The organism is Lactococcus hircilactis (assembly GCF_009601015.1).
GTDB classification, from domain to species: domain Bacteria; phylum Bacillota; class Bacilli; order Lactobacillales; family Streptococcaceae; genus Lactococcus; species Lactococcus hircilactis.
In genome coordinates, this window is record NZ_WITJ01000008.1 from 109126 (window position 1) to 134538 (window position 25413).

Genomic DNA, 25413 nt, shown 5'->3' on the forward strand with positions numbered 1-25413 from the left:
TTTAATTATCCTCTCCTAGAATGGGCTTAACCCATAATATCCTTTTCATTTTATCATTTTTAGCAACTTTACTCAAATCAGAACACGCCAAATCGACAATTGCATAAATTTTTTGATCAACCAAAATGAGATAATTATTTCTTTTTTCTAATGGAACATGTTTTTCAATGAAAAATTTACGTAACTTTTTATGATTTCCATTAATCAAAATCTCATCATGTGGTAATCTTCTTCTTATTTCTATTGCTCCATTTTGAGGAATAGAAACTTCTAAATAGCTCGTATCCTTCGGATCTTCATATAAAATCTCAATTTCTTCTTCCCAGTTATTTGAAGCAAGATGTCCTTTTTTTTCAAGATAAAAATAGTGAGGATTTTTTATAAAAAGATAATCTTTATTTAATTCAGCATGATATTGTTGCTCACGTCTCAAAATATGCAATAACTCAGCAACTTTTGCTTTGGTCAGCTGTAATTCTGGAAAGCAGGTCAAATATTCTTGCAAAATAAAATACTGTAACCCTTCGGATTGATCCAAAAAAATCGCCAAATCAACTTTTTTAGTGTTGTCAGTAATGACGCAAAGGTGTTGAATGCTGTCAGTAATGACAGAAAATGCTAAACGAATTTCGTCCGATAAATCAGCAATTCCAGCTGAAAATTGAGGATTTTCATGGCTTAATTCTTCAATGTATTGATTTCGAATTCGATTTCTAAAGTAGTGATTGTCCTGATTTGTACGATCTTCAAAAAAAAGAGGCGCATCAAATTCATTTTTTGTAAAAGATAGAAGTGGACGAATCAACTCTCCTCCAGCAAAATCACGCTTTTCTTTAATTCCTTGTAAACTTCTCAAGTTTCGTCCCGTGATTTCACGCATCAAAACTGTTTCAACCAAATCGCCCTGATGGTGTGCTGTAACTAAGGCGGTATATCCCTCTTCTTTCATGATCTTTTCAAAAAAATGATAACGAAAATCACGCGCAGTCTTCTCTGTAAACTTCCCTGTAAACCTCCCAACAAAAAAAGGAACATTTTTTTGAACAGCAATGTGATGCAGTGCTTCTTCTTCAGCATCCGATTCTTTTCGTACCCCATGATTAATGTGTGCCATCCCAAGTTCTATATGTAATTCTTTTTGAGCATCATATAGCCAATTGAACAGGGTCATTGAGTCCAATCCACCAGAGATTGCAATTAAAACACGGTGATGCTGATCGAAGTATTTTTTTTCTCTGACAATTTTTAAAAATTTTTTCTGAGCTCGTGATTCTTTCATTTCAACTCCTCGTAAACCTCTTGTGAAATCTGTTGAATTTGTTCATCAGAAGCGCCGTCTGTTTCAACCACTAAAATATAAGGCTGCGCTGTAAATACAATTGCTGCATCGTGATTATCATCGCCAGCATCTCCAATTTTATGCGCCACAGGAATCTGTGCTGGTACTCCTTTTCTGATTTTTACTGAATCAAATGACGTATGAAGTAAGGCATCAAAAGATGCGCCTCCCTCATCATAAAGCGCTTCAAGTACACGTCCAACCATTGCTGCGGAAGCCTCTCTTGTCTTTGGATTCCAAGGTTGACCCGCTATTTTTGAAATCGCGTTTTGATATTCCATACTAAACTGACCTGTTTCATAATAAGAAAGTAAGTTACTCCCTACATTATCTGATAACTTTGCCGTCCGATCAATCACATCTTGTAAACTGTAACCCTTGTTGTCAGCAACCTTAGGAAGATCTCCCGTCCCATCTGGATTATAACTTCCATAAAAACTATTGATTTGAGCAGAGTACACTAGTGAATCTGATAAACTCGCCTCTCCTTCATTTATCCGCTTTTGTGTCCAATACAAAATTGGAAGCTTCGATAAACTTGCTGAATACAATGTTTTGTTTTGGTTTACACCGATTGTAAACTTATGCTTAAGTTCTTTCACATAAATCGAATAATTTTTCTGTTGATATTTCTGTTGGAGTAGCTTTTGAAGTTGAACCATCTTTGGATTTTCAAAACTCGTTTGACTTGCGTCAATCCATCCTTTTTCACCACTTGGTAAAATCACCTCATCATAATTTCCAAAATGCGTTTTAGCTTTCTTATCTATTTGGAGTACTTGATTTGCTGAAATGGACGTTAAAACTTCTGGATTAAATGTTGTATATGGACTATAATAAACCGAAATTTTTTGTGTGGCATATACGGTTTTTGTTGTTTTTTTGATTCCCCATGCTAGATCAGAAACCACTTGATTTTTTTTAGAAGAAATGTACTTTCCATTACTTAATTTAAAAGCATCACCATTGATTTCAACGATAGATAACTTTGTTTTTGAAGCAATCACACCCACTTTTTGAGATAAATTCGAATCATTAAAAGTATCAAGTTTAGACCATGCAATTGGTCTTTTGGGAAGACTTGTCCAGTAGGCGTTTCTTGTTTTTACAGGTCTTATTTTCGTAGCATGATGTACGTGATTCATTTGATGATTTGATTTAATCACTAACGTAAAAAAGCTTGGGATGATCATCAAAATCATCGCCAAGCCCACACCAAAGTTAAATTTATTGCTCAGCTTTTGCATGTTCTAAAACCTTATCCAACATTTGATTTCCAGCAGTCAAATCTTCTGTTAACCAATGCATATTTTTAATCCACATCGGATTTCCTCCATGAAGAAATTCGTATGTTCGTTGTCTTTGCCCGAAAGCTTCACCTGTAATGTCCCAAGCGAGATTTAGTAGCAAAGCCCTATCTTCAGCAGAAATGAGCTCACTAGATAAACTTTCTTTTAGAATTTCTGCGATTTCTCGATTTTCAAATGCTCTAAAATCAGGGACTCCCACAATTGAACCACTTGAAAATTCAGCAATCGCTCGAAGTGCTTCATCATAATACCCTGTTAAACTTGCACGAACAGCAAGTAAAATTTGCATGTTAGGGGTTAAAATTCCATTTTCGAGATGTGCTGTGGCCTCACTCGCTAAAACGCTTGATTTGATGAGTTCAAGATGAACGGTTAATTGACCCAATATTTCTTGGACGCGCATAAAATGAGTCAATCCGAGTTTCTCAGCAACGCGTACAGCAAGTGCTGTTACGAATTCTAATTTGACATACCCTCTTACCTCATCTTGATGCGCTGTATGAACGAAAAATCCAGATTCAGGGAAAAAGGCATTAGATTTTTCTACTGATCCACAAACAAACAAATTTTCATTTGGAACGAAAACATCATCTAAAATAATAAAGGCATCCATTTCATCAAATTGAGCGGATAATGGATAATCTTTAAGTGAAAACTCTCTTTTCATCGTCGGTTTACGACAAATCATCTTGACCCCTTTTGTCGCCAAAGGTAGTGAAAATGCAAGTGCAAAGCGCTCATCTTCGGCAGTCAAGCCAGGTAAATTAAAAATTAATAACTCATCCGCTAAAGGAGCGAGAGTATTCACTTGTTTTGCGCCTCTCACAATGACGCCATCTTCACGTTCTTCTTTAATCCAAACTCCTGCAAATTCACGCCCGTCTGATAAAAGCTGAGCGAGCGTTTTTTGTCGATTAACTTGAGGATTTTGAATGGCATGAGAGACAAATAAATCTTGTTCTTTTACTCGTTTTGCCCAATTTCTAGCATTTTCAGCATAATCACAGCGAGAATCTTTTCCTAAAATTGCTGCATAATAGCTTAAAATCGCCACTCCCGTATCAATAAAATCTGGTGTTCTTCCTAAAAAGCCATAAGATTCACGAGCAATTTGTTCATAAACTTTTCGTTTACGCGCGAGATCATCCATCGTAAGCGTCGGCATAAAAAGAATCGAATAAGACTGATTGTTTTCCTTGTAAAGGAATTTTTCTGGTTCTTCTTTTTGAAGTTCGTAGTAGCGTTGAACAAATTTTAATGTTTTTGAAAAAACAGGTTCTTGAGATAAATCTTCATTTTTCTTTCCATCAAAGTAAACCTCTCGTCCATCATTTAAATGCCCATCTTTTGTACTCATTTTATTTCCTCATTTAATTTATGAATGGTTTCCAACTGATCTTTTAAGCTTTTTAAAAAAGTTCCGTAAGTACTCGTGAATTCTTTTTCAGCATAATTTAAGTCCATCTTTCCATCTTCATGGATTTTTGTGATTTCAAATCCAATCCAATCTCCAATTTGAAATGAAGGTAAATTTTTAGCAATCGTGGACCAACGCATCAAACCAATCCTCTTTTTTTCTGAGGAAGGCTCAGTAAAACTGATAAAAAGACCAAATGGAGTGATATTTGAGATTTTTCCAATCATTGATTTTCTTTATTCTGCATTCCCGGAACCTCAAAAACTTTTTCATTGCCTTGAGAATAACCTTGTGTCCGTGCAAATTTAGCTAAAAAATCTGGATCTTTCAATTTTTGAATTTCTTGACTTTTTGTTTGATTATCTTGAGCTAAATTTGCGTGTGTCTTAACAGCTACTTGTTCCAATTTTAATTGTTTTTGAAGATTTTGATAAGCATGAACTAAACTTAAACTGGCAAGGCTAAACGCAACCATCGCAAAAATAAGGATAAGCCCCAAATGTCTTCTTTTTGGCGGCATGCTCTGATTTTTTTCTTTCAATTTGGCATTCGTATAGTCATTGTTTAAACGAATCACTTGTTTATCCATCGCTTTGCTCCTCTTTAACTCTTGTTTCAGAAATTAATTCAAACATTTTTTGCGCGTCTTCTTTTCGGGTAAATTCCTTGGTTTCAAGCACTTTTACCTCAACAACTTTATTGCCAAAACGAATTTCTAAAACATCATTAAATTTCACATCACTCGATGACTTTGACAATTTTCCGTTAATTTTGACTCGCCCCTTATCGGTAACTTCTTTTGCAACGGTGCGACGTTTGATCAAACGCGACACTTTTAAAAACTTATCTAATCTCATGTGTTGATTATAACATAATTTTTTTTTTTTGAAAAATGGACAAGCTATAAAAAAACAGTGAAAACTCTTTTTTTCACTGTTTTGTCGTTTTTAAATGGGATATGGCCACTTTATGCCTTATTTTTCTTCGTTTCATGCTTATCTCTCAAATCTGAGAGCGCTGCCGTGAAGTTCATTAGCTCGCTTAGGATTGCGACCATTTTTTTATTCTCTATTTTAAATTTAAAATTCATCCGCCCTCGAATTTCTCCTACACTTGCCTTTAAATTTGTTTTTGAGAGTGCTTCGAAATATTCTTGAGGATCATAAATAGAATGCGCTGCTTTTTCCATGTCAATACTAATTTCAAATTTTAATTTGTCGATTTTTTCAATCAGTGCATTGTCACAAAAAGATTTGAGTAAACCAATTTCAAGAAGGTATGCAACTTCGTCTGGATATTCACCAAACCGATCCACCATTTCTTCTTGTAGTGCTTCGTAATCCTTTCTGCCGTCAATTTGGCGAATGCGTTTATAAATTTCGATTTTTTGGCGCTCATCTGAGATGTAATATCCTGGAATAAATGCATCCAAACCTAATGAAATTTCTGCATTGGATTTGCGCTTGATATCCGATTGTCCGAGACGTTTTTGAACGGCTTCTTCCAAAAGTTGAGCATACAAATCGAATCCCACACTATCAATGAAACCTGACTGCTCTGCTCCAAGGAGATTTCCTGCACCGCGAATAGATAAATCACGCATGGCAATTTTAAACCCTGACCCTAGTTCTGTGAATCCTTTGATTGCTTCTAGTCGTTTTTCTGAAATTTCTGAAAGAATTTTTTCAGGTCGATACATAAAGTAAGCATAAGCAACACGATTGGTTCTTCCTACACGTCCGCGGAGTTGATAAAGTTGAGAAAGTCCCATCATATCAGCATTTTCAATGAAAAGTATATTTGCGTTAGGAATATCAACACCGGTCTCGATAATCGTTGTTGCAACGAGGACGTCATAATCTCCTGCAATAAAATCAAGAAGTGTATTTTCAAGTTGTACTTCGCCCATCTGACCATGAATAAAAGCAATTCTTGCCTCAGGGATTAATGCTTCAAGTTGTGAGACTTTTTGCTCGATGCTATCAACACGATTATGGACATAAAATACTTGTCCTCCTCTTGAAATTTCTCGAAGGACAGCATCTCTAATAACGCCCTCATTATTTTCCATCACATACGTTTGAACAGGATAGCGATTGGTTGGAGGGGTTTCAATGACAGAAAGATCACGAATCCCAAGCATGGACATGTGGAGTGTTCTTGGTATTGGTGTTGCAGTGAGTGTTAAGACATCGACTTGCGATTTCAGTGTTTTCAGCCGTTCTTTGTGTTTGACACCAAATCGTTGCTCTTCATCAATAATCATTAAGCCTAAATCAAAAAATGTAACATCTTTTGAGAGGAGTCGGTGTGTCCCAATAATTAAGTCAATTCTCCCTTTACGAAGTTTGGCTAAAATTTCTTCTTGTTGATTTTTCGTTTGAAACCGACTTAAAACGGCAACGTTTACACCAAAGTTTACAAAGCGTTCACTCATTGATGTGTAATGTTGCTCAGCAAGTACTGTTGTTGGAACAAGTACTGCGACTTGTTTTCCATCATTAATTGCTTTAAATGCTGCACGCATAGCAACTTCTGTCTTACCAAATCCAACATCACCAACGAGTAAACGATCCATCGGACGTGATAATTCCATGTCGTGTTTGATTTCGTCAATGGAACGCAGTTGATCCGCGGTTTCAGGATATGAAAAACCATTGTCAAACTCTTCTTGATTTTCGTCATCTACTGCAAAAGCGTAGCCTTTTTGACTTTGACGTTTGGCATAAAGTTTGATAAGATCTTCTGAAATGTCCTCCACTTGCTTACTGACAGAAGTCATCGTTCTGCGCCAACGTCCATCATTGAGTTTGTTGATTTTGGGCGTTTTTCCCTCACCAGCGGTATATTTACTGAGCATATCCACATGATCTACTGGGATAGAAATGGTATCGTTATTTTGATATTGAATCGTGAGATAATCGCGGTGCATGCCGTCGATTTCAATCGTTTCAATCCCAAGATATTTCCCGATCCCATGATTTTTGTGGACCACATAATCTCCGACTTCAAGTTCATTATAATCTTTGAGTCGCTCAGCATTGGTAATATTAAGTCTGCGCGCTTTTTTCTTGCGGACTTTTCCAAAAATTTCGCTGTCAGTAATGACAACTAATTTCTCATCAATAAAAACAAAGCCGTTGGAAAGTGTCAGATCAACCAAATTGATCCGCCCTTTTTGAATGTCTTGAGGTGAAACTTCTTGAATCGGAAGCTCAATTTCTTTTAAACTTTTTCTTAATTTTTCACTTGGAACAGCAAGAACTACTGTAAACTCTTGGTTGACATATCTGTCAACTTCAGTGTAAAACAACTCCATTTGACCAAAAAATTGTTGCATGGAATGTTGATTGAAATGGTGTAACCCATCAAATTTTATATTCCCTAATCCTTTTTGAAAATTCGATAAAAAAGTAGCTGGTTTGTAATTTCTGATTTTTGAAATGGAATCCAAAAGATAACTTTGTCCCTTAAGATAGTGGTTCAAAGTCTGTTCTGATAACGTAAAGTCCGCCAATTCCAAATCAATTTTATGATTCATTTCATTAATTTTTTGGAAATCATCAATAAAAAGTGGTGTCCCTTTTGGAAAATAATCGAGGAGTGAATGCGGTTTTTCATAGAAAAACTCAATGAATTGGCGTAAATCTTTGTGAAGATAGTGATTAGTGCTTGCGGATATGAGTTCATCAAAATACGATTTTGCTTTGTCATCGTCAATTTTTTCTGTCAGTACTGACAGAAGGGTTACACCTTTTGTAAACTCCGCGTCAGTCAAAATTATATCACTTGCAGGATAGATTTCAAGCACTTCTAGTGTTTCAATAGATCGTTGAGTTTCCACATCAAATGTCCGAATTGTGTCAACTTCATCACCAAAAAATTCCACTCGAATTGGATGCTTTGCTTCTAGCGGATAAACATCAAGAATGTCTCCTCTTTGTGAAAATTCTCCTGGTGACATGACACGCTGTGTTTTTTCATATCCCGCACGTCCAAGTAACGCTGTCAGTAATGACAACTCGTATTCGTCACCTACTGTGAGCAACAAATAATTTTCCAAATACTGATCAGGACTAGGCAACTGACTTCTAAGCGCCATAAATGGGACGACCAAAAATCCTGTTGCACTGCTGTCCAACAAGAAATTGAGTGCCTCTAAACGATAAGCAAGTCGGTCTTTAGAAGCCAATGCAAACTCCGCAAAAACATTGTCATCACTAAAGAATTGATACAATTGATCCTCAGAAATCAGTGAAGACAGTTCATCATACAGTTCATTGGCATGAAATTGGCTGTCAGTAATGACAACATATTTATCTGGATGGTTTTCGTAAGCATTCGCTAAAATGAGTGCTTTTGAGGTGCCTGAAAGTCCTGTCAGCAGATGGCGCTCACGTTTTGAAAAACTACTTTGAAAACGTTGTACATCATAATTTTGGTCAAAAAATTCAATAATATTCATCAGTTGTACTTATTCATTGTTTTTGTGAAATCATTATTTTCAAGGTAATATTTAACCGCGTCAACCGCCTTAAAAATTCCATTCTGTGCTAATTCAGCATCTTCTTTATCAAATTTGGCCAACACATGCTGAACAACTTTCATTCCATTTTTCGGACGTCCAATGCCAATTTTGATGTGATTAAAATGGTCTGTTCCGACGTGAGTCAAGATTGATTTGATGCCATTATGTCCGCCAGATGAGCCTTTTTGGCGTAATCTCACGCGCCCAACAGGAGAGTCCAGATCATCAAAAATCACAGTTAAATTCTCTGGTTCAATATTAAAATAAGTCAACAGTGGTTGAACAGAACGCCCAGATTCATTCATAAATGTCTGAGGTTTCACAAGAAACACTTTTTCACCATTGACAAAAAATTGGCCCACCTCGGCAATAAACGTTTTTTCCATTTTAAATTCTATCTGATATTCTTTTGCAAGTAAATCTAGTGCCATGAATCCCATATTATGCTTTGTTTTATCATATCTGTCTCCTGGATTTCCCAGTCCAACAATCATTTTAGTCATTTCGTTTCTCTTTTCTAGTATAAGACGCCAAAAGGCTGATTTTTTCAAATCAGCATATCTTCTTTCATTATTATATCAAATTTTATTAAAAAAGATTCAACAAAGCAATCCGATTTACGGCTTCTACCAAACGCTCAGGGGCAACCAACAACCCAATTCTAACATACCCCTCCCCGTATTTTCCAAAACCATTTGCTGGGGCTACAGCTACTCCTGCCCTCTCAAGTAAGACCTCAGAAAATGTTTCACTCGTATATGTTTTTGGGACTGGCATAAGCACATAAAATGATCCCCCTGGAATAAATGCTTTCCACCCTATTTTTTCAGCTGCACGCACGAATACATCGCGTCTTTTTTCATAAAGACTGACCAGACTTGAAATTGCGCTATCACGATTTGGATCACGAAGCGCAACAATGCCGGCTTCTTGAAGTGCAGGAAAACAACTGACAAACAAATGATCCTGAATTAAATTGATTGCTTCAATAATGTCTTTATTTCCCACCGCAAAACCAAGCCGCCACCCTGCCATATTAAACGTCTTTGAATAAGTATAAAATTCGACACCGACCTCTTTTGCTCCATCAATTTCCATAAAACTAATCGGCGTCTGTCCGTCAAACCCTATAGCACCATAAGCAAAATCACTAATGATTCCCACTTGATATTTTTTTGCAAATGCGACAACATTTTCGTAAAATTCACGCGTTGCTGTGGCTCCAGTTGGATTATTAGGATAGTTCAGATATAAAAATTTCGCTTTTTTTGCTGTAGTTTCTGGAATTTTACTCAAATCTGGTAAAAAATGATTTTCAATCACTAATGGAATTGTTTCAAACTCAACGCGACCAATACTTGAACCTGACCAATAATCAGGATATCCAGGATCAGGTAAAAGCATTAATTCGCCTGGATTCATCAGCGCAAGCGGCAACTCGACCAAGCCAATTTTTGATCCTGCTAAAATGGCAACTTCTTGTTCTGGCTCAACGTCAACATGATATTTTTCCTGATAAAATTCCGCTGCGGCGACTTTCAACTCATGTACTCCCCTAAACGGTGAATATTTATGATTTTTTGGATTTTCTGTCGCAGTTTGAGCTGCTTTTACAATATAATCTGGTGTCGGTTGATCTGGATTTCCCTGCCCCAAATTAATCACATCAACTCCTTGTGCTATTTTTGCATTAACTTTTTCCACTAAATTTGCAAAAAATTGTTTGGGCAACCCTTTTAACAAATCCGATTCTTCAAATTTCACGTTTACTCCTCTTTCAACTTATGACTCAGTCCCTGCATTTTTGTCAGTACTGACAACTCTCTTTAGTGATATAACTCTACTCTTCGATCCTCAAAAACAGGGATTTGTCCTCTGACACGCATGACTTCACTCGGATCAATGTCAACCAACTGTAAACCTTCGTTTACACCACACGCCAAAATTATTTTTCCTAATGGATTAACGACTAAAGAATGACCATCGAATTGATTATTTTGATCTTTTCCTACTCGATTGACAGCAACAACAAAAGCTTGATTTTCAATCGCACGCGCTTGCAGTAAAATTTTCCACTGCTCAATTCGCTCCTTTGGCCACTGTGCAACAACATACAAAATTTCAGGTCCTTTTGCCATATTCGTGCGAATCCATTCTGGAAATCGAAGATCATAACAAATCACAGCACTTGATAAAATACCATTTAATTCAAAAACATTTTCCTTTGTGCCAGACTGAATAAATTTTTCCTCATTCATCGGTCCAAACAAATGGACTTTATTGTAAGTACTGACAAGATTTCCAGATGCATCAAAACTATAGCTACAATTATAAAATTTTCCTGATGTTTGTGTTGCAACAGATCCAGCAACAATAGAAATCTGGTTTTCCTTTGCCCATTTTGAGAGCTTTTCTTGTGTCAACCTCCCATCAACATCCGCAATAGTTGTCAGTGCTGACAACGCATATCCTGTGTTCCACATTTCAGGAAAGACAACTAAATCTGCTTTTTTTTCAGCTGCTTGGATGACAAATTGTTGGACTTTTTCAAAATTTTTCTTAGGATTTCCTAAAAATACATCCATTTGTGCTAATGCAATTTTCATTTTTTCCCCTTCTCATCCATTTTACGCTTTATTTTTTTCTTCTGACATTAAAAAATAAAAAGATGCGTTAAATTTTTAAAAACTCATCTTTTTCTCATCAGTAAATCTTATTATTTTTAATTTCACTCAAATAATTCTGGATTTCTTTTTTATTTCTCAAAATAATCACATGATTTAATCTGTCAAGCTGTGCTTTGGGCGAATCTTTTACCCAAATAAACATCATTTTCAACATTTTAAAATCTGGATGATAACTCGAATATTCAAGACCTAATTTTTGTTTTAAAAATCGCAATATAATTCTCAATTTTAATTTCCATTTGGGCAAATCAAGCCAGATAATCTGATCGACTTGAGAGTAAGCACAAGAAAAACAAGGCCGACCAATATCTTCAATAATATAACACTCTTGAGATAAAATCGATTGAAAAATAGCGTCTCGCTCGGATTCTTTGCGTTTCGTATTTCCATAACCCAATGGCACAGGAGCATGCACCACATCATCCAAAGCAAAAGCATCAATGTTTAATAAATCAGATATTTTTTTAGCCAGCGTACTTTTTCCACTCGCAACAGATCCAATAATATAAATTTTCATCTCTATTTTGCTCCAATTTCACGTGAAACAAAACGCGTCAAATCTGACACGCTTTTTTCTGTCAATTTAGTTTACACATTAAAGCGGAATTCCATCATGTCTCCGTCTTTTCCAATATAATCTTTGCCTTCTTCACGAAGACGTCCAGCTTCTCGTACAGCCTTCTCAGAACCATACTTCATCAAATCATCATAAGACATTGTAACTGCTCGAATAAATCCACGCTCAAAGTCTGAATGGATGACACCAGCCATCTGTGGGGCTTTCATTCCTTGCTTAAAGGTCCATGCCCGAACCTCCTTTTCTCCAGCAGTAAAGAATGTAGCAAGTCCTAGTAAATGATACGCCGCACGTGTCAACAAGTCCACACCAGATGTTTCAAGTCCTAAAGAGTCTAAAAATTCTGCCTTCTCATCCTCATCAAGCTCCGCTATTTCTTCTTCAATTCGAGCAGAAATCACAACCACTTCAGCATTTTCAGTCACAGCAAATTCTCTAATTTGTTTCACATACTCGATATTATCTGGCTCACCAACTTCATCTTCAGAAACATTTGCGACATAAAGAACGGGTTTTGTTGTCAAAAGAAATAACCCCTTAACAACTTTTTGTTCTTCTTCATTAAATTCAACGGTGCGCACAGATTTTCCATCTTCAAGGACTGGTTTAATTTTTTTCAAAACATTAAACTCTGCTACAGCGTCTTTATCTTTTGTTGTTCGTGCAACTTTTTCAACACGCGCATATCGTTTATTGACCGACTCTAAATCAGCTAAAATCAATTCCAAATTAATCGTATCAACATCATCCATTGGATCAACAAACTTACTTTCACGCCCCGCTTCACGCATCACGTTTTCATCGTCAAACGCTCGAACCACATGAATGATGGCATCAACTTCACGGATATTAGCAAGAAATTTATTTCCCAAACCTTCACCACGAGAAGCACCTTTGACAATTCCTGCAATATCTGTAAATTCAAAAGTAGTTGGAATTATTTTTTTAGGATTGTAAAGTTTTGCGATTTCATTTAAACGAAAATCTGGCACCTCGACCATCCCAACATTAGGATCAATCGTTGCAAAAGGGTAGTTTGCCGCTTCTGCACCTGCGCGCGTAATTGCATTAAATAAAGTTGATTTGCCGACATTTGGAAGTCCGACGATACCTGCTGTTAAAGCCATTTTTCTATTTCCTTTGTAAAATAATCTTGTTTCATTATATCGTAAATCACAAAAAAATACAAAAAAACCTTCATTGCAACAGGATTGTTGCTTGAAATTCATTCAAAATTCGCTAAAATGAAGTCAGATAAATGAAAGAAGGATGTCAAATGACCTTTGGAGAAAATTTAAAACAAGCACGGATCAAATCACAATTCACACAAGAAGACGTTGCAAAAAAATGTTTTGTCACAAGACAAACCGTTTCTCGCTGGGAAACAGACCGAACATTACCCAATCTCTATCTTTTAAAAGATTTAAGTGAGCTTTACAATTGCTCCGCCGATGAGCTAATGCAAGCACTCGTTACACCAAAACAAAAGAGTTTCTTTAAAATCAATCGAGAATATATCCAAAATATGATGAAAATAAATACATTTTGGTTTTTCTTTTTCCAATTTTCATTTTTTATCTGGCTCTTTTGCTTATGGGGATTACTTTTTTGGGGAATTACTTACAGTGTGATTCAACTCTATTTTAATCTTACAATCATTGGAATTGCATTGTTTTTATTCTTTATTTTTCTTTCTGTCGTGCTTTACTTTATAAGTCTTTGGACACTAAGAACAATTCGTATCAAAAAAGAAGTAAAATAATCAGGTTTACAGCACGTTGACAATTTCTAGTAATCCCTTAAATCAAACAGTGCCACAAATTGTTGCGCTAAAAAATAGAAATTTTCCTTGCTATTACAGCAGTTTTCCATATAATGAGATTAGAAACAAATGTAGTTCACTATTTTTAAAGGAGAAAAAAATGCTCGGAGAAAATTTACAAAAAGCGCGGCTTGCTCAAAACCTCACGCAAGAAGATGTCGCAAAAGAACTTTATTTTAGTCGTCAGGCGATTTCACGTTGGGAGTCAGAAAAAACTGAACCTGATATTGAAACGTTGATTGCTTTAGCTCAACTCTACGATACTGATTTATTGAGTTTAACGAAAGGAATTGAGCCACAAAAAAGAAAGAAACACCTCAATCTTTTAGCAGGGTTTGGCTTAGTTACCTTTAACTTTGTTCTTGGTGTCTGGTTAATTGTCACGATTGTGCTGCTGCTTTGTGCACTTTATGCTGTTCTTTTAGGGTTACTATTCGCTCCATTTCTCATGATTTTTGCTGTCTTTACACATAATCCTCAAATTACTTTCATCAATGCCTCAGGAGCGACTGGATTTGAGTGGTGGCACTGGATTATAGCAGTGATTGCTTGTTCTCTTGTGATCCTTATTAGTCGCTATGTTTTTAGATTTACAAAATTTTTATACTTTTGGCTGATCAAATATCTCAAATTTAATCTCAAATCAGTCTATCATTAAAAAGCGCTCACTTGAGCACTTTTTTCATTTTTTTATTGAAGTCAAAGCGACTCATCATCACTTCATGTCCACAATTCGTACATTTAATTTTAATATCCGCTCCAAGTCTTGTAATTTCCCACGCGTTTGCTTTTTTTCCTGTTGACTTAATCGTGCATGCGTGTGGTTTTTTCATCTCAACAATTGAGCCTACGTCATAACTGTTCATTTCTTTCCTTTCAATTGATTTGCTCAACGATAACGCTCTCAGGTCCGCCCAATAAAATCAGATATTTCTCGATGCGTTTTATTTTTGGATACGCATGAGATAAAGCTTCTGAATAAAGCTCCATTTGACTCTGGTAGCGTGTTTTGATCTGCTCAATCTCTTCTTTTTTTGAAAAGTGATCCGTCTTATAATCAAACAATAAGATTTTTTCATCTAAAATTAAATACCCATCACAAATTCCACGAACAATGTATTGTTCATTAGCATAATGATCTGTTTTTAACATTGAAAAAGGGGCTTCTTTTACAATATTGTCAATATTGTCAACCAAAATTTTACCAAATTCGGTCTCAAATAAGGTTAAAATTCGATTCACATCTATTTTTTCTTTGATGGCTTCATCAAATGACAAAGAATCAAGCGTTGCTTCAAAATGTGCTTTGTCGGGATGTGAAAAATCAGCATTTTGCATGAATTCATGTGTGGCTGAACCAATTTGTGCAGCAGAAATCTTCGTTTGTTTCAAACTAGAAAAGCTCAATTCTTTTGTCCTAACAAATTCACTCGTGGGTTGAATATGGCCTAACTCAAGTTGCTTTTCGTAGCTTCTTTTTTTAATTTGACTTGGCGTTTGGATACTCGCTAATAGTGTTGCTGAATGATATGGATATTCAAAATTCATGATTGTGCTAGCTCTTTTTACCTCATCAGAAACTTCCATGATTCCATCAAACGACTGTGCTTCTTTCATCAACTGTTCAAAAACGAGTGGTTTTTTAGATAAAGATGTCGTTTCTTTGATCTCTTGGTGAGTATAAATTTTCAGCTTCATTGAAAGTTTCGTTGCAGCTTGGAGTGCTAAAATCCAATGTTCAAAGCCTAAACTTGACTTTCTATAGGAATCTGTTAAAATCTGATTCTTTTCTAGTACGGCATCTGAATACGTATCTGCCCAAGGTTTTTGTGCTGTTTCTTTTACCACTCCAACCATGAATAGCTTTTTTTTAGCTCGAGTAAAAGCAACATAAAGCACGCGCATCTCTTCTGATAAATTTGCTTTTCTTTTTAATTCTTTATTCATCATGAAAGGGAATGTTTCCATTTTTACAAGGGCATACGGAAAATGAGTGCGAACATCTGGTTCTTTTTTTAAATCAGCGGTATATTTGATTCCAACACCATTTTCTCTTGTAATAATAATATTTTCAGAAAGATCTCGTTCATTAAAGCGAGATTGTAAATTCATCAAGAAAACATAATCAAATTCTAAACCTTTGGATTTATGAAAAGTCATGACACGAACGGCATTTTCTGGTAATTTGATGTTGACTGCTGCAAGGTCATTTTTTTGTTCCATAAATTTATCAATTAAACGAATAAATTTGAACAACCCTTTGTATCCTGAACTTTCATAAGCTTCTGCTCGGATAGATAATGCTTGTAGATTAGCTTGTCGCATTTCACCATTTTCAAGTGCCCCTACATAGTCAAAATAATAGGTTTCGATGTATATTTTCCATAATAATTCATGAATCGTAATTTGGTTTACAAGTTTACGCCAATCTGTAAACTTTCCATAAAATTGCTGAAGTTTCTGACTGAATTGGGATGAAATAAGCTCTTGATGATTGCCCTGATTGTGAAGTGACATTTGAATTTTTTCAAAAAATCTGGTTTCTTTTCCTGCTTGTAAACTTATGCGTGTCAACTCATCTTCGTTAAAATCAAATAATGGCGAGCGCAACATCGCAACAAGTGGGACATCATAAAGTGGATTATCAATTGCTCTAAGGACATCTAACATGACTAGAACTTCCATTGATTTTAAGAAATCAACACGTCCTTCATCAAGAACAACTGGAATCCCGTATGCACTCAGAATATCTTCAATTTTATTGTTATTTGTTTTGGATCTTACCAGTAAAGCAATTGTTTTGGGCTCAACTCCTGAATCTATTAATTCTTGAATTTTTTGAGCTGCAACTCTTATTTCACCGTCAGAAAGTTCTGTTTCTGTTTCATTAATTTCTGATTCCTCTGTTTGATTGTAGAGTAATAACTCTGGATAGTAAGCAGGATCTGGTTTTTCTGGGTAATCCGTTGTGTTTCCTTGGATAAGTTTTTCTTCTGCTCCATAAGTCATCTCACCGATTTCTTCGTTCATCAAATGTTTGAAAACTTCGTTGGTAAAGGTCAAAACTTCACCACGTGAGCGAAAATTTTCTTTCAATCGAATCAGTTGATTTGGATTATTTGTTTGATCAAAACTTTTATATTTTTCTAAAAATAGACCCGGATCAGCTAATCTAAATCCATAAATAGACTGTTTTATATCCCCCACCATGAATAAATTTTGACCATTTGAAAGTAAATTCAGCAGGCGCTCTTGAGTATGGCTGGTATCTTGATATTCATCAATCATGATTTCATGATAATGTTCTTTTAGTTGGACACGGATGTCTGGATTTTCTTCTAAAATTTCAATCGCAAAATGAGCAATATCTGAATATTCAAACGCATTTTCTCTTCTTTTTTTATCTAAGTACTGTTGATAAAAAGCTACCATAAATGCTTGAAGATCATGTACAATTTGAAGTGCTTCGGGCTGATATTTCTCAATGATTTCTGTATGTTTGATTTGATTAAAAAAGCTAAAAATAATCCCTGGATTGCTTTTAGTGCCGACTAATTTCTGTTTTTGTGCTGAAAAGTCTCTTTTGAGTGCCAAAATCGTTTCATCTTTTGATGATCCAACACGAATATCAGTATCTAACTCGAGAAATAAACGTGAAAATTTTCCAAAATCTAATGCTGTCAGTGCTGACAGAAGTGTTTCACGGTAATCCAAAAGATGACTGGCTTTACTGACACCTACTTTTCCAGAAATGACCTTGTTTGTCAGTGCCTGTTCTAATAACTCGAAAAATTTCTCTAAACTTTCAAGAACATTTGCCAAATCATTTTGAGGAAAATCAGAAAATTTTTGATATTTTTTATAGCCTTGATCAAAATTTTTCTCTAACCATTGAATCGGATTTTCAGTAGATGACATAAAATTGTAAACATTGTAAACCACCTCTTGAAATCCATTGATGTTTCGATCCTTTGAAAAATTCTTGAGTAACTTTTTAAAATTGGATTTTGAAATGTTGTCAGTACTGACAGCATCACTAGATAAATGATTTTCAACCAGTGTTTCAAAAATTTCTTGTTTCATCAAATCGCTTTCAGTTTTGTCAGCAAGAATTCTAAAATTCGGATCAATGTTGATTCGATTAAAGAATTCACGGACGAGTTTTTGAGTGAAACTGTCCATTGTCCCAATATCAGCGGTTGACAGATCCTGTAAAGCAAGTGTAAACCTGTAACGTTCTTCGTCACTCTTTGTTTTTTTTCTTGCTACTTTCAAATCTTTTTCTAATCTTAAACGTAATTCTGCAGCAGCTTTTTTGGTAAATGTTGAGATGAAAAGTTGATGAATAAGAATACCACTTCTTATTTTTTCAACAATTCGATTGGCCATGACAAATGTTTTTCCTGATCCTGCACTTGCAGAAACAAGAATATTTTTTCCCGTGCTAAAAATTGCGGCTTCTTGTTCAGGTGTGAATTGAATCTCGCTCATTACAGTTGTCCTCTCACGATTTGATTTATTTCTTGTGTTGTTTTTTGAGCGATTTCACGCGTGTATTGATTCATATGAACGTTGGCTTCAAAGCGACAAATGGATTTTAATGGGCAATAGCGGCACCCTCTAACATTCCCTGATGGATCAATTCCTTCACTTCGTTTCATGACTGGGTTAATCGCAATTTTTCCAGATTTTAGACGATGATTTGCTTTTTGATAGTGTTGTTCATTAATTTTGAGAAGATTTTCAAATGCTTGACTGTCATAAATGTTGCTTTTATTAACTTTTATTCCTTCAATCTTACTGATTTCATCACTATTTTCTGCTAATAAAAGTCCTTCATAACTCATTGCTTTATCTAAAACATTAGAAATTTCTGAGAGTTGATTTATTTCTGAGAGATTAATGGCATTATTTTGAAAATGAAGATATAACGCTCCCCATATTTTTTGATCAGAAAATGTTTTTCTTAAAACATCAAGATAGGTTAAAAACTGTAAACTCACGCCATCGTATGCCTCTTGAATTTTAAATTGATGCGCACTTGATTTATAATCAATCGCTCCCAACGCATGCGCTTTCGTCTCATCAATTCGATCAATTCGTCCACGTAAATGTACGTCATCAATGACAAATTCTCCAAGTGAACTCGTTTTTAACCCAAAATCACTTTCAGTAAGTTTTGTCTTAAGCTGATGAGTTGCACTATTTTTTTTGAGTACTGCTGCAGTTTGATAGAGAATTTCTTCTAAATTTTCCCACGTAAATCGCGCTGTAGCATCCTGTACAAAATAGTGTTGATAGGTAGCATTTACGTCAGTAATGACAGAAGTTAAACGTGCATCAAAATTATCACTTGTCACGTCTTTTTGCTGAAGTAATTTTTCAAAAACCTCATGAAAGAAATTTCCAACGACTTTTGAATTGATGTCTATGACTTCAAACTGTTCAAGATTTAAAGTATTTGTAATGAAATATTGAAACTCACAATTATAAAATCGTTCAAAAGAACTGACAGAAGCATAATTGTTTTTACTGTAAACTTGGTTGACAGTTTCTGTTGCTAAATCTGTGGGGGCAATGTCTTGATCTAAACGAAGTAATATCGTTTGAAATGCTTTATTATTCTTTGTTAGTACTCTAAAAATACTTGACCAAAAAGCTGCTTGTTCAAATTTGTTTGGATTTTCAGAAATTTCACGTTCAATTTTTCCAATTGTTGCAATAACAGCACGTGTATTTCCAATGTGTTCGATTCCTTTATTTGCATGACTATTTTGAATTTTTTTTCTAATTTTTGGACTTGAATGGTCTAAAATCAACTGAATATCTGGTGAAATATCATCTTGGACATTTTCAACAATCTGTGGTACAGATAATGTCAACTCCTCCATTGCTGCATTCATTAATGACAAACTTGTAAACGTAGATTTTTGATAGTTGACAAGTTTAAGCTGTTCGATGAATTGATTTTCTTTCGTTGTTGAATTAATTTCAGCACGTTCTTCATCAGATAAGAGTGTAGAATTGAGTTTGTTCTTTGGAAAATTCGCTTGACTTAAACCAATTGCGTAAACGTACGCATTCGTTCTTGGTTCTACAAGTTCATAATCTTTAATATTGACCACATCAACATTTGCAGGAATTTGTCGATAAGTTGCGTTTCTCATCCCAGCAAGAATAATGTCCAAAAATTCTGTTATTTTCATTTTTTGATCAGAAAATACAGCTAAAAATTCTTGTAAATTAGACAAGAGGAGATTCCAAACTTGCTCATGTCGATCCGCTAATTCATGTTCATCTTCATTTTCGAGTGCTTGAAAGCGTTCGTTGAGCTGCTGAACCACCTGGCCATTTTCAAAAAAAAGTTCTAGTTTTTCAACCCAATTTTTTCCTAAAATTGCTTGGTTTCCTGATATAAAATCGTGAAGGGGTGATTTTTCATCAAATAAATCACTTCTAAATTGCTCTACTTCATCAAAATGTGAGAAAAAGGAAGGTTCAAATGGATGCGTCAGCTTCTTTTTTCCTTGAATTTTATTTTGATGCACATAGTATTCAAATGCATCAATCACGTCTTGGTTAAACACACTAGGATGGTAAAGTTGACACTTTACAAAATTAATCACATCATCCATTCGATAATTATTAGATTTTATAGCAAATAAACTCTCAAGAAAAACAATCAATGGATGATGACTCATTTTCTCTTCAGCTGCATAAAAGTAAGGAATGTCATAAAGTTCAAAAATTTCTTTAATTGGAATCTCATATTGTTGTGTATTTCCAACAAGAACTGTAAACGACTTGTATCGTTTTCCTTGAACAATTTTTTGACGAATCGCTTTGGCTACTGCTTCAATTTCTGCCATTTGATTTTCAGATTCCCATATTTTAAAGGATTTTTCGTCATTATCTGTAATTTCAATCGGACTGTCAGTAATGACAAACATTTTATCTTGCTCAATAAGTCGTGTCAACTTGCTGTAAACTTGGTTGACGTTTTTAGTGTCAAATGATTTACTTTTTACATGATATTTTTGTGAAAATTTATCCATCATTTGTAAGGCATTTGAATAAACTGAAGCTTCAAGACGGTCATTTTTTAACTTTTTTGCGTAAGTCCCAATCACAAAACGCTTTACTTTGGAGTGAAAAGTATCAATAAATAATTCCTCTTCAGCAGAAAAACGGGTGTAGCCATCAATAAGACAAACAACGTTTTGAAGTTGAAAATCGAATGCGCCATTTTTGGCGTGATCAATAAACGCTTTAAAACTAGAAAAATTAGCGTATTTACTTGAAATCTCATCTTCAAAACGATGAAAAATAAGTTTTAATTCCTTATTTTTTTCATTGTCTGGTAAATCATCAATCGTTAAATTTCCTTTTTCAAGCTCTGCTCTTAAGTGAACCAACAAATCAAAGAAACTTGCCGAATTTTGCAATCCAAAATAAAGTGGAATTTCTTCTTTTTCAAACGATTTTAAAACCTTACGAAAAAGCATGGACATCCCTGCTGGACTTAATTCCACTTTTTTACTCAGTTTATCATTTTTATCAAAATAATAAGGAAATTGCTTAAAACGTGTGACAATTAAATCAAAAACAGCAGCGTCTGCACCTTTATTGAGACGCTCCAAAATTTCTTTTTCTTTCTCAAATGACATCGACGAAGGAACAATATAAAACACTTTTCGTTTTTTTGTCATTTCTTCTTGTGCGATTTCAAGCAAATTTCCCGTCAAATCTTGTGTTATTTCAGTATAAAATATTTCCATAAAAAATAGACCCAACTTTCATTAAGTCTATTATATCAAATTTTTCTGTCAGTACTGACAGAAATTTTAGTTGGTCCGAACAGGTGTAATCAACTGCACAAAATCATTGTCCGTGTTTTTAGGTTGCAATGTAAACGGACGAACGTTAGAAATGAATCGAATCCGTACTTCAGGCGCTTTGATCACTTTCAGTGCATCAATCAAATATTCTGGATTGAAACTGATTGTCAAATCTGATCCATTTTTTTCAAGTGTAGAAATTTCTTCATGAACAGATCCTACCTCAGGAGAATTTGCTGTCGTCACTACCATCTCTTGTGTCACCGTCAATTTTACTGTTCCATTTGCAGTTTGAGTGGTCAATAAGCGCGCCCGTTCCATAGAATGACGAAGTTCAGAAACATCGAAAACTAAATCCAAATTGTAATCGGACTCTTTTGGAATCAATCGATTCGTGTCTGGATAATTTCCTTCAATCAGACGACTATAATAACTGATGGTTTCATTTTTGAACAACATTTGACTATTTGCAATAAAAATTTCGATTTCTTCTTCGTCATTCGTAAACACATTTTTAAAAGAATGGATTGATTTACTAGGTAAAATCACATCAAAAGTCAAGGTCGTATCATCCAGCGACAAAATCCGTTGGCTCATCCGATGTGAATCGGTCGCTACAGCTTTCAATTCGTTGTCAGTACTGACAGAAAGATGAACCCCTGTAAATATTGGACGATTTTCTTGATTGCTTACTGCAAAAACTGTTTCATTAAACAAAGCTTTTAAAAGTCCAACTTTGATTTTTAAAGAAGTTTCTTTTGAAATGGATTGAATTCTTGGATAAACCTCAGCATCCAAGCCTTTAAGCGTAATTTCAGATTTTCCTGAGTGTAAAACCACTTGTTTTTGCTCTTGTTCCGTAAATTCCAAAGTTACTTCAGGTAATTGACTCACAACACTTTCAAAAAATGATGCTTCAAGCAAAATAGAACCCGTTTCTTCAATAACCATGTTTGCATCTTTATTGTCAGCAGGAATAAAATTTTCAATTGAAATTTGTCCATTTGAACCAATTAAAGTAATTCCGTCAGTACTGACAACAATTTTTAACTTCGTTAGTGCAGGAATTGCAACTTTTGATCCGATAGCTTGCTTTGTAATTCTTAATGAATTTTGAAATGCAGCTTTGTTTATTGTAAATTTAATCATGGGACTCCTTTATTTATTTAATAATAAATAGATTTAGTAATAGTAGTAGGTGCTGTGAAGATGTGGATAAATCGTGGTTTTAAAAGTTATCCTTGCCTTCTTTGTGTGGATAACTTTTTAATAAAATCGGGGATAAGTCTCAAATTATCCACAACCTTTAGTTATAAAAATTTTCGCTTAATACTATCAATATCTTTTTGAACTTCAATATCTGTTTTCATTTTATCAGAAATTTGCTTATAAGCATACATCACTGTAGTATGATCGCGTCCACCAAATGCATTTCCAATCGCAGGTAAGCTCGTTCCAAGTAATTCACGAACTAAATACATCGCAATTTGTCTAGGAAATGCAATTTCTTTCGGACGTTTTGGACCGATTAAATCAGAAATGGAAAGATGATAATATCTTGCCGTTTCATCTTGAATCCGCTTAATGGTCAAATTTGATAAAGATTGAGTGGCTTGACTCTTTAGCGATCTCAAAGCTTGAGAAGCTGTTTCGATATCTACACGTGTGACATGATTAGCATTAGCGACAAACTCCACACGATTGAGCGCCCCTTCAAGTTCACGGACATTCGAATCAATTTGACCAGCAATATAGCTTAGCGTTTCACTTGGAAAATTTAAAGCACTCGCTTCAGATTTAATTAACAAAATTGCCATACGGGTCTCATAATCAGGAGCTGTGATATCTGTGGTTAATCCCCAAGAAAATCGACTGACCAGCCGTTCCTCTAAGTTATTTAATTCCTGAGGAATCCGGTCTGAAGTTAAAACAATTTGTGCTCCTTTTTCATAAAGCGTATTAAACGTATTGAAAAACTCTGTTTTTGTCCCTTCTTTATCACTAAAAAATTGAACATCGTCTAGCAAAAGAAGGTCTAAGTTTCGATAGGTATTTTCAAAATTTTCCATCTGATTTTTACGCGTCGCATTGACATAATCATTAACAAAATTTTCAGAAGAGACATATTTGACCTTAGCCGTAGGATTATCTGTGAGAATCTCATTTCCGATGGCGTGCATTAAGTGCGTTTTTCCAAGTCCCGCTCCACCATAGATAAACAATGGATTATACGTGTCTCCAGGTTTATCGGCTACTGCCACTGCAGCAGCTAATGTCCAGCGATTTCCAGGGCCTTGGACAAAATTTTCAAAGCGATATTTACCATTGAGTCCCGTCAAAAGTGGTAGCCCTTCAGGTACTTCACGCGAAATCTCCGTTTCATCTTTAAAATTTTGATCGTTAGAGAGCTTAGAAAGTTCAGGAGCTGTGAGTTCATCTTTTGCATATAATGAAAAAGAGATGGGTTTCCCAAAAACTTCAAAACCAGCCGTACTAATCAAATCCGACTGTTTTCTCCAATAATCTTTATGAAAACTTGATTCCACTAAAATATTTGCAGTATCATTTTCAATGCTTAATAACTGAGCTGGATCAATAAAATACTCATAAGCCCCTGACTTAATATTTTTTTGTGCCAACTCTTTAACCCTAGTCCAAAATTCGTGGTTTTCTTTTAGGAGAGGCATAATACTCCTTCATTCTTGATTGTTGATAACTTATTATAGCATTAACCCAAAAAATTTTCCACAACTTTTTCATTTCAACGTAAGTTTTCCACAAAAGTGGATAAAAAAACACAAAATTGTGGATAAAGTGAATAACTAAAAATATAATTGTCATAAAAATCAAGAGTAATGGTTCTTTTAAGACTTATCCACAAACGATAAAAACATTGATTTTTGTGCATAATGCATTGAATAAATAAAAAATAAAAATAATTATCCTACGCTCTGTGGATTATTTTGTGAAAAAACAAAAATAAATTCAGTGAATCCAGTTATATTGTTAGGAGTCAAAGCTGGATTAGGTTATAATAAAAATATAAAAATATTCTCTCCACTATCTTCTATAATATAATCTAAAAAAATCCTTAAAGAAGGCAGGGAACTTAAAATTATCAAATTTAAACCACCCTAATTCCTAAACATCACTTTATTGTCTAAGAAATGAACAAAAGAAAAATAGGTGAAACGATGAGTGAGGAGATTATGAACGTTTTTGAAAAAGTGAAACCAATTATTTCAAAAACAATGAGAACAATTCGAGTGAAGAGTTGGAATATTGATGATTATTACCAAGAAGGTTTAATCGTTTTAAATGATATTTTGAACTCTAAATGTAAAGAAGAACAACTCTATGTCCATTTTAAGGTGAAATATCGCCAAAAATTGATTGACATCGTGAGAAAAACACAGGCTCAAAAGCGCTATTGGGAAACAGCAGCTGGTTTAGATGTCTATGAATCTGAAAGTTTTATTAGCAGTAATAAAAACACACCAGAAGAATTAGCCATCTATAATAGTTTGAAAAATGAACTTTTTGAAAAACTAAGTCCCAGTTATCAAGTTTTACTAAAGCGTCAATTGAGCGGTGAGACATTAACTCGAATGGAAAAGCACAGACTCAAAGAGAAAATCAAAAGGATTTTGTTCGATGATGAGCAGTAGATTATATGTAGAAGATTTTTAATAAGTGCTGGCTTAAACGCCAGCATTTTTTTGTGAAATTGTAGAGAAAACGAGAAAAATAAAGGATTGCAAAAAAAAGCAAAAAAGATGTAGCTAAGAATTGACAAGAAAGAAAAGGTTTGGTATACTAATATAGTTGCTTGTTCGGGAAACCGAACGAGGGCGAAAAAAAGTCAGTTCGATCATATAAAATCCTTGACAATCGA

General features: G+C 34.9%; 20 protein-coding genes. 3 read left to right on the forward strand and 17 right to left on the reverse strand.

Features of this window, described 5'->3' with window-relative positions:
* Nucleotide 1: 1 nt before the first annotated feature.
* The 12 genes from tilS to ychF form a co-directional block, all read right to left on the reverse strand.
* Entirely contained in the window at nt 2-1279 is a 1278-nt protein-coding gene (gene tilS / locus GHI93_RS07035; RefSeq protein ID WP_153496340.1) for a tRNA lysidine(34) synthetase TilS, read from the reverse strand.
* Nucleotides 1276-2586, reverse strand: coding sequence for a serine hydrolase (locus GHI93_RS07040; RefSeq protein WP_153496341.1), 1311 nt, complete (start codon nt 2584-2586; stop codon nt 1276-1278). The genes tilS and GHI93_RS07040 overlap by 4 nt, the downstream gene beginning before the upstream one ends.
* Nucleotides 2567-4006 (reverse strand): 4-hydroxyphenylacetate 3-hydroxylase N-terminal domain-containing protein, encoded by a 1440-nt coding sequence (locus GHI93_RS07045; protein ID WP_153496342.1) that lies wholly within the window; start codon nt 4004-4006, stop codon nt 2567-2569. Before GHI93_RS07045 ends, GHI93_RS07040 begins: the two co-directional genes overlap by 20 nt.
* Nucleotides 4003-4293: a S1 domain-containing protein gene (locus tag GHI93_RS07050; RefSeq protein WP_153496343.1), complete on the reverse strand. Its 291-nt coding sequence runs from the start codon at nt 4291-4293 to the stop codon at nt 4003-4005. The genes GHI93_RS07045 and GHI93_RS07050 overlap by 4 nt, the downstream gene beginning before the upstream one ends.
* The gene (locus GHI93_RS07055) at nt 4290-4655 is read right to left on the reverse strand and encodes a septum formation initiator family protein (protein WP_153496344.1); all 366 of its coding nucleotides are present in this window, start codon (nt 4653-4655) and stop codon (nt 4290-4292) included. The genes GHI93_RS07050 and GHI93_RS07055 overlap by 4 nt, the downstream gene beginning before the upstream one ends.
* Nucleotides 4648-4923, reverse strand: a complete 276-nt coding sequence (locus GHI93_RS07060; protein ID WP_153496345.1) for an RNA-binding S4 domain-containing protein — start codon at nt 4921-4923, stop codon at nt 4648-4650. The genes GHI93_RS07055 and GHI93_RS07060 overlap by 8 nt, the downstream gene beginning before the upstream one ends.
* A 110-nt stretch (nt 4924-5033) precedes the next feature.
* On the reverse strand, nt 5034-8531 hold the full coding sequence (gene mfd / locus GHI93_RS07065; RefSeq protein WP_153496346.1) for a transcription-repair coupling factor: 3498 nt from the start codon (nt 8529-8531) through the stop codon (nt 5034-5036).
* On the reverse strand, nt 8531-9097 hold the full coding sequence (gene pth, locus GHI93_RS07070; protein ID WP_153496347.1) for an aminoacyl-tRNA hydrolase: 567 nt from the start codon (nt 9095-9097) through the stop codon (nt 8531-8533). The genes mfd and pth overlap by 1 nt, the downstream gene beginning before the upstream one ends.
* An 85-nt stretch (nt 9098-9182) precedes the next feature.
* Nucleotides 9183-10358 carry a pyridoxal phosphate-dependent aminotransferase gene (locus GHI93_RS07075; protein ID WP_343030339.1) on the reverse strand — a complete coding sequence of 392 codons (1176 nt, stop codon included), beginning with the start codon at nt 10356-10358 and terminating at the stop codon, nt 9183-9185.
* A 62-nt stretch (nt 10359-10420) separates the two neighbouring features.
* Nucleotides 10421-11200, reverse strand: coding sequence for a carbon-nitrogen family hydrolase (locus tag GHI93_RS07080; RefSeq protein ID WP_153496348.1), 780 nt, complete (start codon nt 11198-11200; stop codon nt 10421-10423).
* A gap of 97 nt (nt 11201-11297) precedes the next feature.
* Entirely contained in the window at nt 11298-11798 is a 501-nt protein-coding gene (locus GHI93_RS07085) for a P-loop NTPase family protein (protein ID WP_153496349.1), read from the reverse strand.
* Nucleotides 11799-11869: 71 nt separating this feature from the next.
* Complete coding sequence (gene ychF / locus GHI93_RS07090) at nt 11870-12985, reverse strand: redox-regulated ATPase YchF (RefSeq protein ID WP_153496350.1); 1116 nt, start codon at nt 12983-12985, stop codon at nt 11870-11872.
* A gap of 149 nt (nt 12986-13134) precedes the next feature.
* Between ychF and GHI93_RS07095 the strand changes: the two genes are divergently transcribed.
* Both GHI93_RS07095 and GHI93_RS07100 read left to right on the forward strand, forming a co-directional pair.
* A complete protein-coding gene (locus tag GHI93_RS07095) occupies nt 13135-13620 on the forward strand; it encodes a helix-turn-helix domain-containing protein (protein WP_170272411.1) in 486 nt (161 codons plus the stop codon).
* Between the two features lie 160 nt (nt 13621-13780).
* Nucleotides 13781-14338: a helix-turn-helix domain-containing protein gene (locus GHI93_RS07100; RefSeq protein WP_153496352.1), complete on the forward strand. Its 558-nt coding sequence runs from the start codon at nt 13781-13783 to the stop codon at nt 14336-14338.
* A gap of 7 nt (nt 14339-14345) precedes the next feature.
* Here the strand turns inward: GHI93_RS07100 and GHI93_RS07105 are convergent, their stop codons facing one another.
* From GHI93_RS07105 to dnaA, 5 genes are all read right to left on the reverse strand, one after another.
* Nucleotides 14346-14546, reverse strand: a complete 201-nt coding sequence (locus GHI93_RS07105) for a DUF951 domain-containing protein (protein WP_153496353.1) — start codon at nt 14544-14546, stop codon at nt 14346-14348.
* 10 nt (nt 14547-14556) lie between these two features.
* A complete protein-coding gene (gene addA / locus GHI93_RS07110) occupies nt 14557-18171 on the reverse strand; it encodes a helicase-exonuclease AddAB subunit AddA (protein ID WP_153496354.1) in 3615 nt (1204 codons plus the stop codon).
* Complete coding sequence (rexB, locus tag GHI93_RS07115) at nt 18171-21458, reverse strand: ATP-dependent nuclease subunit B (protein ID WP_153496355.1); 3288 nt, start codon at nt 21456-21458, stop codon at nt 18171-18173. Before rexB ends, addA begins: the two co-directional genes overlap by 1 nt.
* A gap of 66 nt (nt 21459-21524) precedes the next feature.
* Nucleotides 21525-22667 carry a DNA polymerase III subunit beta gene (gene dnaN, locus GHI93_RS07120; RefSeq protein ID WP_153496356.1) on the reverse strand — a complete coding sequence of 381 codons (1143 nt, stop codon included), beginning with the start codon at nt 22665-22667 and terminating at the stop codon, nt 21525-21527.
* Nucleotides 22668-22828: 161 nt separating this feature from the next.
* On the reverse strand, nt 22829-24205 hold the full coding sequence (gene dnaA / locus GHI93_RS07125; RefSeq protein WP_153496357.1) for a chromosomal replication initiator protein DnaA: 1377 nt from the start codon (nt 24203-24205) through the stop codon (nt 22829-22831).
* Between the two features lie 507 nt (nt 24206-24712).
* Here dnaA and GHI93_RS07130 point away from each other — a divergent pair.
* A complete protein-coding gene (locus GHI93_RS07130) occupies nt 24713-25186 on the forward strand; it encodes a sigma-70 family RNA polymerase sigma factor (protein WP_153496358.1) in 474 nt (157 codons plus the stop codon).
* Nucleotides 25187-25413 lie beyond the last annotated feature (227 nt).

Bases quoted from the DNA above. Each gene is read 5' to 3' on its own strand.
- tilS (WP_153496340.1), bottom strand. From the start codon at position 1,279: ATGAAAGAATCACGAGCTCAGAAAAAATTTTTAAAAATTGTCAGAGAA.
- GHI93_RS07040 (WP_153496341.1), bottom strand. From the start codon at position 2,586: ATGCAAAAGCTGAGCAATAAATTTAACTTTGGTGTGGGCTTGGCGATG.
- GHI93_RS07045 (WP_153496342.1), bottom strand. From the start codon at position 4,006: ATGAGTACAAAAGATGGGCATTTAAATGATGGACGAGAGGTTTACTTT.
- GHI93_RS07050 (WP_153496343.1), bottom strand. From the start codon at position 4,293: ATGATTGGAAAAATCTCAAATATCACTCCATTTGGTCTTTTTATCAGT.
- GHI93_RS07055 (WP_153496344.1), bottom strand. From the start codon at position 4,655: ATGGATAAACAAGTGATTCGTTTAAACAATGACTATACGAATGCCAAA.
- GHI93_RS07060 (WP_153496345.1), bottom strand. From the start codon at position 4,923: ATGAGATTAGATAAGTTTTTAAAAGTGTCGCGTTTGATCAAACGTCGC.
- mfd (WP_153496346.1), bottom strand. From the start codon at position 8,531: ATGAATATTATTGAATTTTTTGACCAAAATTATGATGTACAACGTTTT.
- pth (WP_153496347.1), bottom strand. From the start codon at position 9,097: ATGACTAAAATGATTGTTGGACTGGGAAATCCAGGAGACAGATATGAT.
- GHI93_RS07080 (WP_153496348.1), bottom strand. From the start codon at position 11,200: ATGAAAATTGCATTAGCACAAATGGATGTATTTTTAGGAAATCCTAAG.
- GHI93_RS07085 (WP_153496349.1), bottom strand. From the start codon at position 11,798: ATGAAAATTTATATTATTGGATCTGTTGCGAGTGGAAAAAGTACGCTG.
- ychF (WP_153496350.1), bottom strand. From the start codon at position 12,985: ATGGCTTTAACAGCAGGTATCGTCGGACTTCCAAATGTCGGCAAATCA.
- GHI93_RS07095 (WP_170272411.1), top strand. From the start codon at position 13,135: ATGACCTTTGGAGAAAATTTAAAACAAGCACGGATCAAATCACAATTC.
- GHI93_RS07100 (WP_153496352.1), top strand. From the start codon at position 13,781: ATGCTCGGAGAAAATTTACAAAAAGCGCGGCTTGCTCAAAACCTCACG.
- GHI93_RS07105 (WP_153496353.1), bottom strand. From the start codon at position 14,546: ATGAACAGTTATGACGTAGGCTCAATTGTTGAGATGAAAAAACCACAC.
- addA (WP_153496354.1), bottom strand. From the start codon at position 18,171: ATGAGCGAGATTCAATTCACACCTGAACAAGAAGCCGCAATTTTTAGC.
- rexB (WP_153496355.1), bottom strand. From the start codon at position 21,458: ATGGAAATATTTTATACTGAAATAACACAAGATTTGACGGGAAATTTG.
- dnaN (WP_153496356.1), bottom strand. From the start codon at position 22,667: ATGATTAAATTTACAATAAACAAAGCTGCATTTCAAAATTCATTAAGA.
- dnaA (WP_153496357.1), bottom strand. From the start codon at position 24,205: ATGCCTCTCCTAAAAGAAAACCACGAATTTTGGACTAGGGTTAAAGAG.
- GHI93_RS07130 (WP_153496358.1), top strand. From the start codon at position 24,713: ATGAGTGAGGAGATTATGAACGTTTTTGAAAAAGTGAAACCAATTATT.